The organism is Kribbella sp. VKM Ac-2566 (genome assembly GCF_004366005.1).
GTDB lineage: Bacteria > Actinomycetota > Actinomycetes > Propionibacteriales > Kribbellaceae > Kribbella > Kribbella pratensis.
This window is the reverse complement of sequence record NZ_SODT01000010.1, coordinates 194,488-207,717: the sequence shown is the minus strand read 5'-3', so window position 1 is coordinate 207,717 and position 13,230 is coordinate 194,488. Positions and strand designations below refer to the sequence as shown.

Annotated in this window: 17 protein-coding genes and 1 riboswitch; of the genes, 13 read left to right on the top strand and 4 right to left on the bottom strand. The window is 69.5% G+C overall.

Going from position 1 to position 13,230, the window contains the following annotated elements; genetic code table 11:
• Positions 1-122: 122 nt before the first annotated feature.
• Positions 123-461, top strand: a complete 339-nt coding sequence (locus tag EV647_RS19375; RefSeq protein ID WP_134004830.1) for a hypothetical protein — start codon at positions 123-125, stop codon at positions 459-461.
• Here the strand turns inward: EV647_RS19375 and EV647_RS19370 are convergent.
• The 4 genes from EV647_RS19370 to EV647_RS19355 form a co-directional block, all read right to left on the bottom strand.
• Entirely contained in the window at positions 458-1,333 is an 876-nt protein-coding gene (locus tag EV647_RS19370) for a hypothetical protein (protein WP_134004828.1), read from the bottom strand. The genes EV647_RS19375 and EV647_RS19370 overlap by 4 nt on opposite strands.
• Entirely contained in the window at positions 1,330-1,950 is a 621-nt protein-coding gene (locus EV647_RS19365; RefSeq protein WP_238177295.1) for an RNA polymerase sigma factor, read from the bottom strand. The genes EV647_RS19370 and EV647_RS19365 overlap by 4 nt, the downstream gene beginning before the upstream one ends.
• 72 nt (positions 1,951-2,022) lie before the next feature.
• The gene (locus tag EV647_RS19360) at positions 2,023-2,763 is read right to left on the bottom strand and encodes a phosphotransferase (RefSeq protein WP_134004824.1); all 741 of its coding nucleotides are present in this window, start codon (positions 2,761-2,763) and stop codon (positions 2,023-2,025) included.
• Entirely contained in the window at positions 2,760-3,245 is a 486-nt protein-coding gene (locus tag EV647_RS19355; protein ID WP_238175308.1) for an NUDIX hydrolase, read from the bottom strand. The genes EV647_RS19360 and EV647_RS19355 overlap by 4 nt, the downstream gene beginning before the upstream one ends.
• An 82-nt stretch (positions 3,246-3,327) precedes the next feature.
• Here EV647_RS19355 and dop point away from each other — a divergent pair, with 82 nt between their 5' ends.
• From dop to der, 12 genes are all read left to right on the top strand, one after another.
• On the top strand, positions 3,328-4,848 hold the full coding sequence (gene dop, locus EV647_RS19350) for a depupylase/deamidase Dop (RefSeq protein ID WP_134004820.1): 1,521 nt from the start codon (positions 3,328-3,330) through the stop codon (positions 4,846-4,848).
• Between the two features lie 55 nt (positions 4,849-4,903).
• Positions 4,904-5,113, top strand: a complete 210-nt coding sequence (locus tag EV647_RS19345) for a ubiquitin-like protein Pup (protein WP_130448384.1) — start codon at positions 4,904-4,906, stop codon at positions 5,111-5,113.
• An 8-nt stretch (positions 5,114-5,121) separates the two neighbouring features.
• Positions 5,122-5,964, top strand: a complete 843-nt coding sequence (gene prcB / locus EV647_RS19340) for a proteasome subunit beta (RefSeq protein WP_130385486.1) — start codon at positions 5,122-5,124, stop codon at positions 5,962-5,964.
• A 49-nt stretch (positions 5,965-6,013) separates the two neighbouring features.
• The gene (gene prcA, locus EV647_RS19335; RefSeq protein ID WP_134004818.1) at positions 6,014-6,862 is read left to right on the top strand and encodes a proteasome subunit alpha; all 849 of its coding nucleotides are present in this window, start codon (positions 6,014-6,016) and stop codon (positions 6,860-6,862) included.
• A complete protein-coding gene (locus tag EV647_RS19330) occupies positions 6,859-7,473 on the top strand; it encodes an NUDIX hydrolase (protein ID WP_134004816.1) in 615 nt (204 codons plus the stop codon). The genes prcA and EV647_RS19330 overlap by 4 nt, the downstream gene beginning before the upstream one ends.
• Positions 7,474-7,500: 27 nt before the next feature.
• Positions 7,501-7,920 carry a nitroreductase family deazaflavin-dependent oxidoreductase gene (locus tag EV647_RS19325; protein WP_134004814.1) on the top strand — a complete coding sequence of 140 codons (420 nt, stop codon included), beginning with the start codon at positions 7,501-7,503 and terminating at the stop codon, positions 7,918-7,920.
• A 45-nt stretch (positions 7,921-7,965) separates the two neighbouring features.
• Positions 7,966-8,050, top strand: a riboswitch (ZMP/ZTP riboswitch).
• Positions 8,051-8,070: 20 nt separating this feature from the next.
• A complete protein-coding gene (locus EV647_RS19320; protein WP_134004812.1) occupies positions 8,071-8,931 on the top strand; it encodes a bifunctional 5,10-methylenetetrahydrofolate dehydrogenase/5,10-methenyltetrahydrofolate cyclohydrolase in 861 nt (286 codons plus the stop codon).
• 30 nt (positions 8,932-8,961) lie between these two features.
• The gene (gene aroH / locus EV647_RS19315) at positions 8,962-9,330 is read left to right on the top strand and encodes a chorismate mutase (RefSeq protein WP_130385491.1); all 369 of its coding nucleotides are present in this window, start codon (positions 8,962-8,964) and stop codon (positions 9,328-9,330) included.
• Positions 9,331-9,337: 7 nt separating this feature from the next.
• Entirely contained in the window at positions 9,338-10,402 is a 1,065-nt protein-coding gene (locus EV647_RS19310; protein WP_134004810.1) for a prephenate dehydrogenase, read from the top strand.
• A 31-nt stretch (positions 10,403-10,433) separates the two neighbouring features.
• Positions 10,434-11,126 (top strand): (d)CMP kinase, encoded by a 693-nt coding sequence (cmk, locus tag EV647_RS19305; RefSeq protein WP_134004808.1) that lies wholly within the window; start codon positions 10,434-10,436, stop codon positions 11,124-11,126.
• The gene (locus EV647_RS19300) at positions 11,123-11,845 is read left to right on the top strand and encodes a 1-acyl-sn-glycerol-3-phosphate acyltransferase (protein WP_238177294.1); all 723 of its coding nucleotides are present in this window, start codon (positions 11,123-11,125) and stop codon (positions 11,843-11,845) included. The genes cmk and EV647_RS19300 overlap by 4 nt, the downstream gene beginning before the upstream one ends.
• The gene (der, locus tag EV647_RS19295) at positions 11,845-13,212 is read left to right on the top strand and encodes a ribosome biogenesis GTPase Der (protein WP_133789133.1); all 1,368 of its coding nucleotides are present in this window, start codon (positions 11,845-11,847) and stop codon (positions 13,210-13,212) included. Before EV647_RS19300 ends, der begins: the two co-directional genes overlap by 1 nt.
• Positions 13,213-13,230 lie beyond the last annotated feature (18 nt).

Here is a 13,230-nt window from a genome sequence, read left to right as displayed (position 1 = left end):
CGGACCGAGCGTCCGGGGGCGGTTCCGCTTCTCCTGGGTCTCCTGGGGGTAGGTCTAACACCCGGTGAGATCGGGGGGTTTCCCCGATTGGTACGGCGGTTCTGCGGGCCTAGCGTGCTGCTATGGCGACGGACGAGGTGCGGAAGGACCTGCGTGCTGCGGTGGCGGCACGCCAGGAGCTGGGACCGGAGTACGAGGCCGAGATCATCGACGGCTTCCTGGAGAAGCTCGACGCGCGTGACCGGCACCGTAGCGCCGGGCTGCTGCCGGAGCCTGCGCCTCGGCGGCACCCGAGCCGCGAGACCGACCCGGGCGGGCTGGCGCTGGCGATCGTCTCGATCGTCGCCGCGATCCCGATCACCGCGATCGCAGCCGGCATGATCGGCCCCTTCGGCGTCGTCATCTGCTGGGCGGGCCTGGTCGCGATCAACTTCGCCCGGACGATGGCCCGCCGCCGCTAGCCGACAGGTACCAGCCGGCCCTGGGCGTCGAAGGCGCGGACCTCGGTCTCGAGTCGCTGGCCGAGCGTGAACTTTCCGTTCGCCTGGACCTCGAGGTAGGCGAAGCCGCCGTCGACGACGCCGCTCGTCCACGGGCCGGTCTTCCCGTCGAGCACGTACCGGGCCTCGACCTTGGCGACATCCGGATGGGCCCGGTAGAGCCGCCACGCCTGCAGCGTGGTCAGGTCGTTCGTGATGTCGCCGTCGGTGCTGCCGAGCGTCACCAGACCGCGCTGCGCCGTCGGCTCGGTCCGCCAGGCCTTGTCCTCGACCCGTGCGACGGATGCGACCGCGCCGAGCTTGGCGCTCGGTGGCATGCGCGTCATGCAGAACCGGTACCCGAGCTTGGCGGTGGATGGTGCTCCTCCGGGCCCGGGCTTGCGACCGCCGCGGGTCACCGTGGGCTGCGCAGTGGCGCGTTTCGTGTTCAGTGCCAGTGCCACCAGCGCGCTGCTGTCCTTGGTGATGCCGCGGACGTGACGGCTCCAGACAAGCTGAGCGGGACCCGCTTCATCCGGGAACTGGCAATCGGCGACGATCTTGGCCACGTCGCCCCGCGGCACCGCGCCGAGGTCGACTCCGACCCGGGCCTCGGGCGACGCGAGCGGTGCCGATGTACCGGCCGCGCCGGGTTCGTCGGGCGACTTCTGGGTAACGACCAACGTGCCGGCGACCACGGCCGCGACGGCTCCGACGCCGACCATCGGGGCGATCCAGCGCCGGGCCGGGCGACCGGTGGCGGGCCGGGTACGCTCCATCAGCTGGTTACGCATCCGGGAGCGCTCGGCGGCGCTCAGCGGTGGAACGCGCGGCGGTTCGAGTTCGGTGTTCATGACAGCTCCTCGGTGAGGTCGACCCGGGTCAGCAGGTCGGGGAAACGGCGACGTGTGCGGTGCAGCCGGGCCTTGACGGTTCCGACCGGTACGCCGAGCGCGTCCGCGGCCTCGGCGGTGGTGAGTCCGGACCAGACGACGAGCTCGAGGGTCTCGCGCTCGTGCCGGGGGAGCTTGGCCACGGCGCGACGGATCGCCGACATCCGGAGCTCGTCGTCCAGCCGGCGGGCGACATCGGGGGCATGGTCGTCGTCAGGTGACGGCTCGGGCAGGCGATCGACAAGGTTCCGCAAGCGGGCCGCCGTCCGGGCCAGCGTCCGGCACTCGTTGCCGGCCACGACGAGCAGCCAGCCGCGAGCGCTCGATCCGGTCAGCGGCCCCGGCGGATTGCGCTCGAACCGCCGCCAGGTGCTCAGGAACGTTGCCTGGACCACGTCGTCGGCGGTGCTCCAGGATGCGGTCCGCCGGAACGCGAACGCCCGTACGTCGTCGGCGTACCGGTCGAAGAGCTCGCCGAGCGCGAAATGGTCCCCAGCGCGCAACCGCTCCCACAGCTCCTGGTCGGAGCCGTCGACGGGCGGCGGGTCGCTCGCTGAACCGGCGGCTGCGGATCCCATCGACGGGTCCCTGTCGTCAGTCAGGATGATCTTCACATGAGCTAGTGACCGCTCGCCTGCCAAGGGGTTGCATCACAGCGTGGCGGCGATCTCTGCCAGTCCGGTCGCGACGTCGTCGGGGAGGTCCAGTAGCAGGCCGCGGTGGGTGCCGTACCAGGGGGAGAGGCGGGCCCAGTCGTGGGCGCGTTCGACCTGGTCAGGAGTGGGTCGGTAGATCTCGATGAGGCCGGCGGCGACCGGGTCCGGTGCGCCGTTGAGGGGCCAGCAGAGGTCGAGGGCAGGATCGCCGATGACGGCGTCGGTCCAGTCGATGATTCCGGTGATCTGTCCGTCGGTCATCAGGATGTGGTCCGGACCGAAGTCGCAGTGCACCAAGGCGGTTCTGACGTTCGCGACGCGGTCCAGCAGCTCGACCGCTGTGGTCCGGACCTCTGCCGGGAGCAACGGCACGATCTGGTCGCGGCACTCGCCCAGAAAGGCGGTCTTCTCGGCTGTAGCGGTCGCTGCGTCCAATGCGCCGTACGCCACGGCTTCTGTGGTGTCGACCGCATGCAACGCCTTCAGGAAGCCGCCCAGTGCCCGGCCGGTCTCGACGCTGCCGTCGGTGAACGGTTCGCCGGGGAGCAGCAGGTGGCGCACGCCGTCAGTTGTCAGCTCAGGTACTGGGACCGGCAGCGAGAGCTGTGGCGCGAGCCAGGGGAGGAGGGTGGCCTCGGCGAGCAGCCGCGGGCGCACCTCCGGGCGACGCGGTGCCCGGTGGATCCACGGCCCGTCGATCCAGGCGTGGCTGTCCCACCCCTCGATGATTGTCATACCAAGCTCCGGACGTACGGCCCGAGCAACGCCAGCGTGTCCGGCATGAACGACCACTCGTCGAACTTGGCCACGAGCTCGGCCGGCGACATCCACGCGCCCCAGGCGACCTCTTCCGGCTGATGCCGCACCGGGCCGTCCCAGACACACGTGTACAGGTACGCGTGGTACCGCGTGTTCTCATCGGCGTAGTCGTCCTCCGGCAACCGCGTCAGCTCCACGCCGGAGATCCCGAGCTCCTCGTCCAGTTCCCGTACGACGGCATGGAACGGGTCCTCACCGGCCGCGACGACCCCACCCGCAGCGAAGTCGTACCGTCCCGGATAGACGTCCTTCGTCGGCGTCCGCCGATGCACGTAGATCTCACCGGCGGAATTCAGGACGACGACACCCGTCGCGGAGTGACGCAGGTTGTCGCGCCGCATCACAGACCGTGGCACCGCCCCGGTGACCTGGTTGGCCTCGTCCAGAATCGCCACCATCTCGTCCACCCGCGCAGTCTCACAGATAACCCTGTGGATACAGCAACCCCTTTAGTCGCTGGTACCGCGTAGGCTCGGCTGCATGAGTGTTCGGCGGATCATGGGTACCGAGACCGAGTTCGGGATCTCGGTGCCGGGGCAGCCCGGGGCGAACCCGATGCTGACCTCGAGCCAGGTGGTGAACGGGTACGCGCAGACGCAGCCGCTCGCGCGCAAGACCCGGTGGGACTTCGACGAGGAGCACCCGCTGCGGGACGCGCGAGGATTCGACCTCAGCCGGGAGGTGGCGGACTCCAGCCAGCTCACCGACGAGGAGACCGGCCTGGCGAACGTGATCCTCACCAACGGCGCCCGGCTGTACGTCGACCACGCCCACCCGGAGTACTCCGCGCCCGAGACGACGAACCCGCGGGACGCGGTGGTGTGGGACAAGGCCGGCGAGCTGGTGATCATGGAGGGGGCGCGGCAGGCCCGGCTGATTCCCGGGGCGCCGCAGCTGAACCTCTACAAGAACAACACCGACAACAAGGGCGCGTCGTACGGTTCGCACGAGAACTACCTGATGCGGCGGTCGACGCCGTTCGCGTCGATCGTGCGGCACCTGACGCCGTTCTTCGTGAGCCGTCAGGTGGTGACCGGCGCCGGCCGGGTCGGGATCGGCCAGGACGGCGCGGCGCACGGCTTCCAGATCAGCCAGCGGGCCGACTACTTCGAGGTCGAGGTCGGCCTGGAGACGACGCTGAAGCGGCCGATCATCAACACCCGCGACGAACCGCACGCGAACCCGGACCGCTACCGCCGGCTGCACGTGATCATCGGCGACGCGAACCTGTCCGAGATCTCGACGTACCTGAAGGTCGGGACGACGTCGCTGGTGCTGGCGATGATCGAGGACGGCTGGCTGACCGACGACCTCAGCGTCGACCGGCCGGTGACCGCGCTGCACGAGGTCAGCCACGACCCGTCCTGCACGCACCTGCTGACGCTCAAGGACGGCCGCAAGATCACCGCTGTCCAGCTGCAGACGGAGTACCTGGAGCAGGCCCGCAAGTACGTCGAGGACAAGTACGGCGACGACGCGGACCGGCAGACCAAGGACGTGCTGCACCGCTGGGAGCAGGTGCTCGACCAGCTCGCCACCGACCCGATGAAGCTGTCCGACCAGCTCGACTGGGTCGCGAAGTACAAACTGCTCCAGTCGTACCGCGACCGCGACGCCCTCGAGTGGGACGACTCGAAGCTGCACCTGATCGACCTGCAGTACGCCGACCTGCGCCCGGACAAGGGCCTGTATTACAAGTTGGTGAAATCCGGCCGGATGCAGCGGATCGTCTCCGACGAGGAGATCCGGATGGCCGTCGCGCACCCGCCGACCGACACCCGGGCGTATTTCCGCGGCCGCTGCATGCAGCAGTACGCGCCGCAGGTCGCGGCCGCCTCCTGGGACTCGGTGATCTTCGATCTGCCCGGCAAGGAGTCGCTCCAGCGGATCCCGACCCTGGACCCGCTGCGGGGCACGAAAGCGCATGTCGGGGCACTTCTTGACCAATGCGACACCGCAAGTGACCTGGTTCGCACCATTACTGGGGGTGCCGCCGGGTAGGGTCGCTAGTGAGGGTCGGTTGGGCGGCCCTCCCAGCGGTTCTAGGAGGTGTGCCATGGCGAAGGACGGCGGTCAGCAGCACAAGCAGCCGAAGCGTTCGTCGACCGAGGAAGAGGTCGAGCAGGTCGAGGCGTCGGAGGACGTCCAGGAGCGGAAAGAGCGGCTCGACGAGGACGTCGACTCGATCCTGGACGAGATCGACGAGGTCCTCGAGGAGAACGCCGAGGAGTTCGTCCGCGGATTCGTGCAAAAGGGTGGGGAGTGAACCGCTCGATGACATCTGATGCCTCCGGCCGGCTGCCGGAAGCCTTCCTGACCCCAGGCGGCTCGTCGTTCATGGACTTCCTGGCCGGGCACGCGCCCGACCTGCTGCCCGGACGACGGTCCCTGGGGCAGGGTGACCTGTCCAGCGAAGTCCCGCACGGTACGACGATCGTGGCCGCCACCTTCCCGGGTGGCGTGATCATGGCCGGCGACCGGCGGGCCACGATGGGCAACATCATCGCCCAGCGTGACATCGAGAAGGTGTTCCCCGCCGACGAGTACTCGGCGGTCGCGTTCGCCGGCTCGGCCGGCTTCGGGATCGAGATGGTCCGGTTGTTCCAGGTCGAGCTGGAGCACTACGAGAAGCTCGAGGGCGCCACCCTCAGCCTCGACGGCAAGGCCAACCGGCTCAGCGCGCTGATCCGCGGCAACCTGCCGATGGCCATGCAGGGTCTCACCGTGGTGCCGCTGTTCGCGGGCTACGACCCCGATATCAAGGGCGGCCGGATCTTCTCCTACGACCCGACCGGCGGGCGGTACGAGGAGACCCACTTCTACAGCGTCGGTTCGGGCTCGCTGTTCGCCCGCGGCGCGCTGAAGAAGCTGTACCGCGAGGACCTGTCCGAGACCGACTGCGCGACGGTGGCGATCCAGTCGCTGATCGACGCGGCCGACGACGACTCGGCGACCGGTGGCCCGGACATGCTGCGCCGGATCTTCCCGGTGATCGGCGTGGTCACCGTCGACGGCTACCGGCGGCTGCCGGAGGACGAGGTGGCGGCGCTGGTCGACGCCGCCTGGGCCCAGCGCCACGAGCGTCCCGACGGCCCGGCCGCGGCGTCCCTGACCTGACCATCTCGATGATCATGCCCGATCGACTGATTAGAGGACGACACCTTCGATGAGCGTTCCGTTCTACGTCTCGCCCGAGCAGCTGATGCGGGACCGGGCCGACTTCGCCCGGAAGGGCATCGCCAAGGGCCGCAGCGCGATCGCGCTGCAGTACGCCGACGGCATCCTGTTCGTGGCGGAGAACCGCTCGCCCGCCCTGCACAAGGTGGCCGAGATCTACGACCGGATGGCGTTCGCCGCCGTCGGCCGGTACAACGAGTTCGAGAACCTGCGGATCGCCGGAGTCCGGCTCGCCGACATGCGCGGGTACTCCTACGACCGGCGCGACGTCACCGGCCGGGCGCTGGCCAACGCGTATGCGCAGACCCTCGGCGCGATCTTCTCCTCCGGCGGCGAGAAGCCGCTCGAGGTGGAGATCCTGGTCGCCGAGATCGGCGCCGGCCCGGCCGACGACCAGATCTACCGGCTCACCTACGACGGCTCGATCGCGGACGTCCGCGGGTACGCCGTGATGGGCGGCGCCGCGGAGACGGTCGCGGAATACATCGGCGAGCACTACTCCGACGGCATCTCGCTGGCCGGCGCGGTCCGGCTGGCAGTGGACGCGCTCGGCCACGACAGCACCGAGGTCCGGGAGCTCACCCCGGACCAGCTCGAGGTCGCCGTCCTGGACCGGACCCGGACCCAGATGCGCAAGTTCAAGCGCATCTCCGAGGAGTCTTTGGCCGGCATCCTGAGCGAGTCCAGCCCGGCGGTGGACGCGAAATCGGAGTCGGACCCGGGTTCGGACGCGAGTGACTCCAGTGAGTCGTCTACGGGTGACACTCCAGTCGCACCGCCGGCGGACGACGCACCGGTAGCGCCGCCGGAAGACTCGGACGACGACCGTCCGCTGTGACGGACCAGATCGAGAACTCAGCCGCTACCGACAAGGTGGCGGCTGAGCTGTCTCGTCCGGCCGACCCGGCACCTTGGGAGCTGCTGGGGGAGGAGACGGGGTTCCACCGGTTCCTGAGCGTGAACCTGCGCCGGTACCGGATGCCCGACGGGCGCGAGGTCGACTGGGACGTGCTCGGCCCGAAGTCCGACGCCGGGATCACGTCCGGCGTGACCGTGCTGCCGTTGACGCCTGAGGGCCGGATCGTCACGGTGCGGATGTTCCGGGCCGGACCGGACCGCGTCGTCACGAATCTGCCAGGTGGGTACGTCGAGCCCGGCGAAGACCCCGCGGTGGCAGGTGTCCGGGAGCTCGAGGAGGAGACCGGCTACGTCTGCGAGTCGCTCGAAGTCGTCGGCTGGCAGTGGTCGGCGGCCTCGTCGACGTACCGCAAGTACGTCGCGATTGCCCGCGGCTGCCGCCCCGACGGGAAACAGCAACTGGACGAGACCGAGGACTGTGTCCCGGTCGAGCTGTCCCTGGACGCGTTCCGTGCGGAGTTGCGCACACCCGGTGCGATGACGGGAATCGACGCCGCCTATCTCGCGTTGGACCACGCAGGTTTGCTCTAGCAACCAGCAATCTGTGGAGGAATCGATATGAGCGACTGGAACGCCAACATCATCACCGAGTTCCGGGACAACGAGGGCAAAGTCGGTGGGCAGTTCGAGGGCGCACCGATGGTCCTGCTGCACCACTACGGCCGTCGGAGCGGGCAGGAGTACGTCGCTCCGACGATGTACCTCGCCGACGACAGCCACCCGGACCTGATCTACGTCTTCGCGAGCAAAGGCGGCGCCCCCACCAACCCCGATTGGTACCGCAACCTCACCGCAGCCGGCAAGGCCACGATCGAGCGTGGGACCGAGACGTACGAGGTGATCGTCAAGGAAGTGACCGGCGCCGAGCGCGACCGGATCTACGCCGAGCAGGCCCGGCGGTATCCCGGCTTCGCCGACTACGAGCGCAGTACGGCCGGCATTCGCACCATCCCCGTGCTCGAGCTCAAGCGCGCGTAGGAATCCAGGCGAGCTGATCGGCGCGGCGAGCGGGCCGGTATCCTGACAGCGGACCGCGACTGGCGCTGAGGTGGACGACCACCGGGGAACGGTCTGCCATCCGGCTTCGCCGCGCGCCTGGGCACACTTCTGACGCAGAGGAGTGCGCCGATGAGCGCAGAACTGATGATCGGGACCGACCTCGCCGCCGACATGGTCGCCAAGGCGGCCGAACGAGCACGGGTCCTGCAGGAGAGGTACGGCGTGCAGCCGTGTCTGGCGACCGTGCTGGTCGGTGACGACCCGGCGTCGGCGACGTACGTGCGGATGAAGCAGAACCGCTCGAAGAAGGCCGGGATCGCGTCGCTGAGCGTCGTACTGCCGGCCGAGACTTCCACCGCGGAGCTGGTCGCGGAGATCACCAAGCTCTCCGAGGACCCGGCCGTGCACGGGATCCTGCTGCAGCACCCCGTGCCGGCGCAGATCGACGAGCGGTCCGCGTTCGAGGCGATCGACCCGGCGAAGGACGTCGACGGCGTGACGATGCGGTCGTTCGCGGCGATGGCGTTCGGGGATCCGGGTTTCCGCTCGGCCACCCCCGGCGGGATCATGCGGCTGCTGGCGGCGTACGACGTACCGCTCGAAGGGGCGCACGCCGTGGTGATCGGCCGCAGCCCGATCCTCGGTAAGCCGGCCGGCATGTTGCTGCTGGCATCGAACGCCACCGTCACGTACGCGCACTCCCGGACCCGGGACCTGCCCGAGCTGGTCCGGACCGCGGATGTGGTGATCGCCGCGGTCGGCAAGGCGAACTTCGTCCGCGGCGACTGGCTGAAGCCGGGCGCGGTCGTGGTCGACGCCGGGTACAAGGAGGGCAACGTCGGCGACGTGCACTTCGCGGAGGCGACCGAGGTGGCCCGGCTGATCACGCCGGTACCGGGCGGGGTCGGGCCGATGACGATCGCGCTGCTGCTGGAGCAGACGGTCGACGCCGCTGAGACGGCTGTCCACTCTTTGACTACTCTGGCCTAGGGTTGGGGGACAAGATCTAAGGAGGCGGACGTGGCGGTACGGGCGATCCGGGGTGCCACCCAGCTGGACGTGGACGAGCGCGAGCACCTGCTCGAGCGGTCCGCGGAGCTGGTGAAGGCGGTCCTGGAGGCGAACGATCTGGAGAACGAGGACCTGATCAGCATCCTGTTCACCGTCACGTCGGACCTGCGTTCGGAGTTTCCCGCCGTCGCGGGCCGGCAGATCGGGCTGACCGACGTACCGCTGATGTGCATGCAGGAGATCCCGGTGCCGCATGCGCTGCCGCGGGTGGTGCGGCTGATGGTGCACACCGAGACGCCGCGGTCCCGGGACAAGATCCAGCACGTCTACCTGCACGGAGCAGTCGCGCTCCGCCCGGACCTGACCGGCGCCCAGTGAGGGCACAGTGAGTGAGTTGCGCGGGCCGGTTCGCATTGTCGGCACCGGATTGATCGGTACGTCGATCGGTCTCGCGCTGGCACGGCTCGGTGTGGTCGTGGAGCTCGTCGACGGGAACCCGGACAACGCGCTGATGGCCGAGCGGATCGGCGCCGGCTCGCGGCTGGTCGAGATCGAGCCGCAGCTGGTCGTGGTCGCCGTACCGCCGGACCACGTCGGCGCCGTCGTCGCCGAGCAACTGGAGGCGACTCAGGCCATCGTCACGGACGCGGCCAGTGTGAAGTCCAAGCCGCTGACCGATGCGCGCCGGCTGACCGGTGACGTCAGCCGGTACGTCGGTAGTCACCCGATGGCAGGCTCCGAGCGCAACGGCCCGCTGGCCGCACGCGCCGACCTGTTCGACGGAGCCACCTGGGCGATCACCCCGCACGCGACGAGCGCTCCGGAAGCGATCGATCTCGTACGCCGGCTCGCCGAGGCCTGTGGTGCCCGGACGGTGGAGCTGTCGGTCGAGGACCACGACCTCGGCGTCGCCCGGGTCTCGCACCTCCCGCACCTGATGTCGGCGCTCGCCGCGGGCACGCTGGCGGACGCGCCGTCCTCCCATCTCGAACTGTCCGGCCAGGGTGTCCGCGACGTGACCCGGATCGCGGCCGGCGACCCGCGGTTGTGGACCCAGATCGTGTCCGCGAACTCGACCGCGCTCACCGGCCTCCTGGAGCAGATCCGCGGCGAGCTCGACCGGCTGCTCGTTGCCCTCGGCAAGGAAGAGGCGGCCGACGAACTGACCGCGATCCTCGGCCAGGGCGTGTCCGGCGCGGTCCGCGTTCCGGGCAAGCACGGTACGCCGCACATCGACCTGGTCACGGTCCTCGTCACGATCCCCGACCGCCCCGGCCAACTGGCCCGGCTGTTCGCCGACGCGGCCGAATCCGGCGCGAACGTCGAGGACCTGCGCATCGACCACAGCCCGGGTCGCCCCGTCGGTGAGGTCGAGCTCGCCGTCAAACCGGGATCGGTCGACCAGTTGGTCGAGGTCCTGACCGACCGCGGGTGGGTAGTCCACCGGTAGGTTGTCCCCGGCCGAAGGTAATCTTCGGGGCATGATCATCGCTGTTGACGGGCCGAGCGGCTCCGGTAAGTCGAGCACCGCGCGTGGAGTGGCCACCCGCCTCGGTCTGCGGTACCTGGACACCGGTGCGACGTACCGTGCGGTGACCTGGTCGGCCGTCGATCGCGGACTGGACCTGGACGACACGGCGGCGGTCGCGCAGCGTGCGCGGGAGCTCGAGCTGGAGGTCAGCACCGACCCCGGCCACCAGTTCGTGATCGCCGACGGGACCGACGTCACGGCCGCGATCCGGGAGCCGCGGATCAGCGCGGTGGTGTCGAAGATCGCCACCAACCTCGACGTCCGCAAGGAGCTGATCCGGCGCCAGCGGGAGATCATCGACGACGCCCAGAATTCTCCGCAGTCGGGCGGCGGGATCGTGGTCGAGGGCCGCGACATCGCCACCGTGGTCGCCACCGACGCCGAGCTGAAGGTCCACCTGACCGCCGACCAGGACGCGCGGATGTCCCGCCGCGGCGCCGAGCTCGAGTCCGGTTCGGTGACCGCCGAGCAACTGCGGGACCAGATCGTCCGCCGCGACGCCGACGACGCCACCGTTTCGCAATTCCTGGTCGCCTCCGACGGTGCGGTGACCGTCGACTCCACCCATCTGAGCCTCGAGGAGGTCATCGACGTGATCAGCAGACTCGCCAAGGAGACCGTCCCTCAAGGCCGGGAGCGATGAGGGCTGAAGTCACCGGGCACAAGGACCTGCCCCGGACCGACGATCTGCCTGCACTGCCGTACCGGATGGCGCTCCCGTTGCGGAGGATCGCCAGGCCGTACTTCCGCCGCAAGTACAAGCTGACCGTGCATCACGAGGACCGGTTCCCGCTGACCGGTCCGCTGCTGATGGCGCCGAACCACCTGAGCCTGCTCGACGGGCCGCTGCTCGGTGCGATCGCCCCGCGGATGCTGCACCAGCTCGGCAAGATCGAGGCTTTCGGCGGCCTCCAGGGGGCGATCCTGCGCCGGATCGGCCAGATCCCGGTCGACCGGTCGACGTACGACATGCTCGCGGTCCGGCAGTCGATCCAGGTACTGCGGAGCGGCCGGGTGCTGAACATCTACCCGGAGGGCACCCGCGGCCCGGGCGACTTCAGCCGGATCCGGACCGGGGTGGCGTACCTGGCGATGGTGACCGGGGCCCCGATCCTGCCCGTCGCGCTGATCGGGACGCGGCTCCCAGGGGGCGACGTGGAGGGCTTTCCGCCGGCCGGGAGCCGCATCGACGTGGTGTATGGCGAGCCGTTCGCGATCGAGCGCGTACCCTTTCCGAGGAGGCAATCCGACGTACAGGCGGTTGCCGACCAGATCGGTGACGTGCTGCGCGCCCATGTGCAGGCGGCCGTCGAAGCTACCGGCCACCCGCTTCCGGGCTGGCAAGACCCAGAAGGACCCTGATGACTGACCTGCCCACCGAAGCACCGACGCACGACCGCGAAGACACCGGGCCACTGCCCGTCCTCGCGATCGTCGGGCGGCCGAACGTCGGCAAGTCCACGCTGGTCAACCGCATCATCGGCCGCCGCGAGGCGGTCGTCGAGGACACCCCGGGCGTCACCCGGGACCGCGTCTCGTACGACGCCAACTGGGCCGGCCGCGAGTTCACGGTCGTCGACACCGGTGGTTGGGACCCGGACGCGGTCGGCATGGCCGCCCTGGTCGCCGCCCAGGCGGAGGTCGCGATCAACGCCGCCGACGCGGTGCTGTTCGTGGTCGACGCCGTGGTGGGTATCACCGATGCGGACGAGGCAGTCGTCCGGGTGCTGCGGAAGTCCGGCAAACCCGTCGTACTGGCCGCGAACAAGGTCGACGACCAGCGCATCGAGTCCGAGGCGATGAACCTGTGGAGCCTCGGGATCGGTGAGCCGTACCCGGTGTCCGGGATGCACGGCCGCGGCACGGGCGACCTGCTGGACGCCGTTCTCGCGGCGCTTCCGGAGGCACCGGCCGAGCGCGACGGTGAGGTCGGCGGACCGCGCCGGGTCGCGATCGTCGGCAAGCCGAACGTGGGCAAGTCGTCGCTGCTCAACAAGGTCGCCAAGGAGGACCGGGTCGTCGTGAGCGACGTCGCCGGTACGACGGTGGACCCGGTCGACGAGCTGATCACGCTCGGCGGTCAGGAGTGGCGGTTCATCGACACCGCGGGCATCCGGCGCAAGGTGAAGAACGTCCAGGGGCACGAGTACTACGCCTCGCTCCGGACAAATGCGGCGATCGAGCGGGCCGAGGTCGTGGTGGTTGTGATCGACGCCTCGGAGTCGCTCACCGAGCAGGACCTGCGGATCATGAACGCGGTCGAGGAAGCCGGCAAGGCGCTGGTGATCGCGTACAACAAGTGGGACCTGATGGACGAGGAGCGGCGTTACTACCTGGAGCGCGAGATCGACCGCGACCTGGTGCAGTTCCGCTGGGCGCCGCGGGTGAACATCAGCGCGCTCACCGGCTGGCACATGGACAGGCTGGTGCCCGCCATCGAGGCCGCGCTGGAAGGCTGGCAGACGCGCGTCCCGACCGGGCAGCTCAACGCCTTCCTCGGCCGCCTGGTCGCCGCCCATCCGCACCCGGTCCGCTCCGGCAAGCAGCCGAAGATCCTCTTCGGCACCCAGGCCACCACGATGCCCCCGACCTTCGCCATCTTCACCTCCGGCCAGATCGAGGCGTCGTACCAGCGCTTCATCGAACGCCGCCTCCGCGAGGACTTCGGCTTCGTCGGCAGCCCGATCCACGTCCAGATCCGAGCCCGCCAGAAGAACAAGAAACGCTGACCGAACCCGGTCCGAACC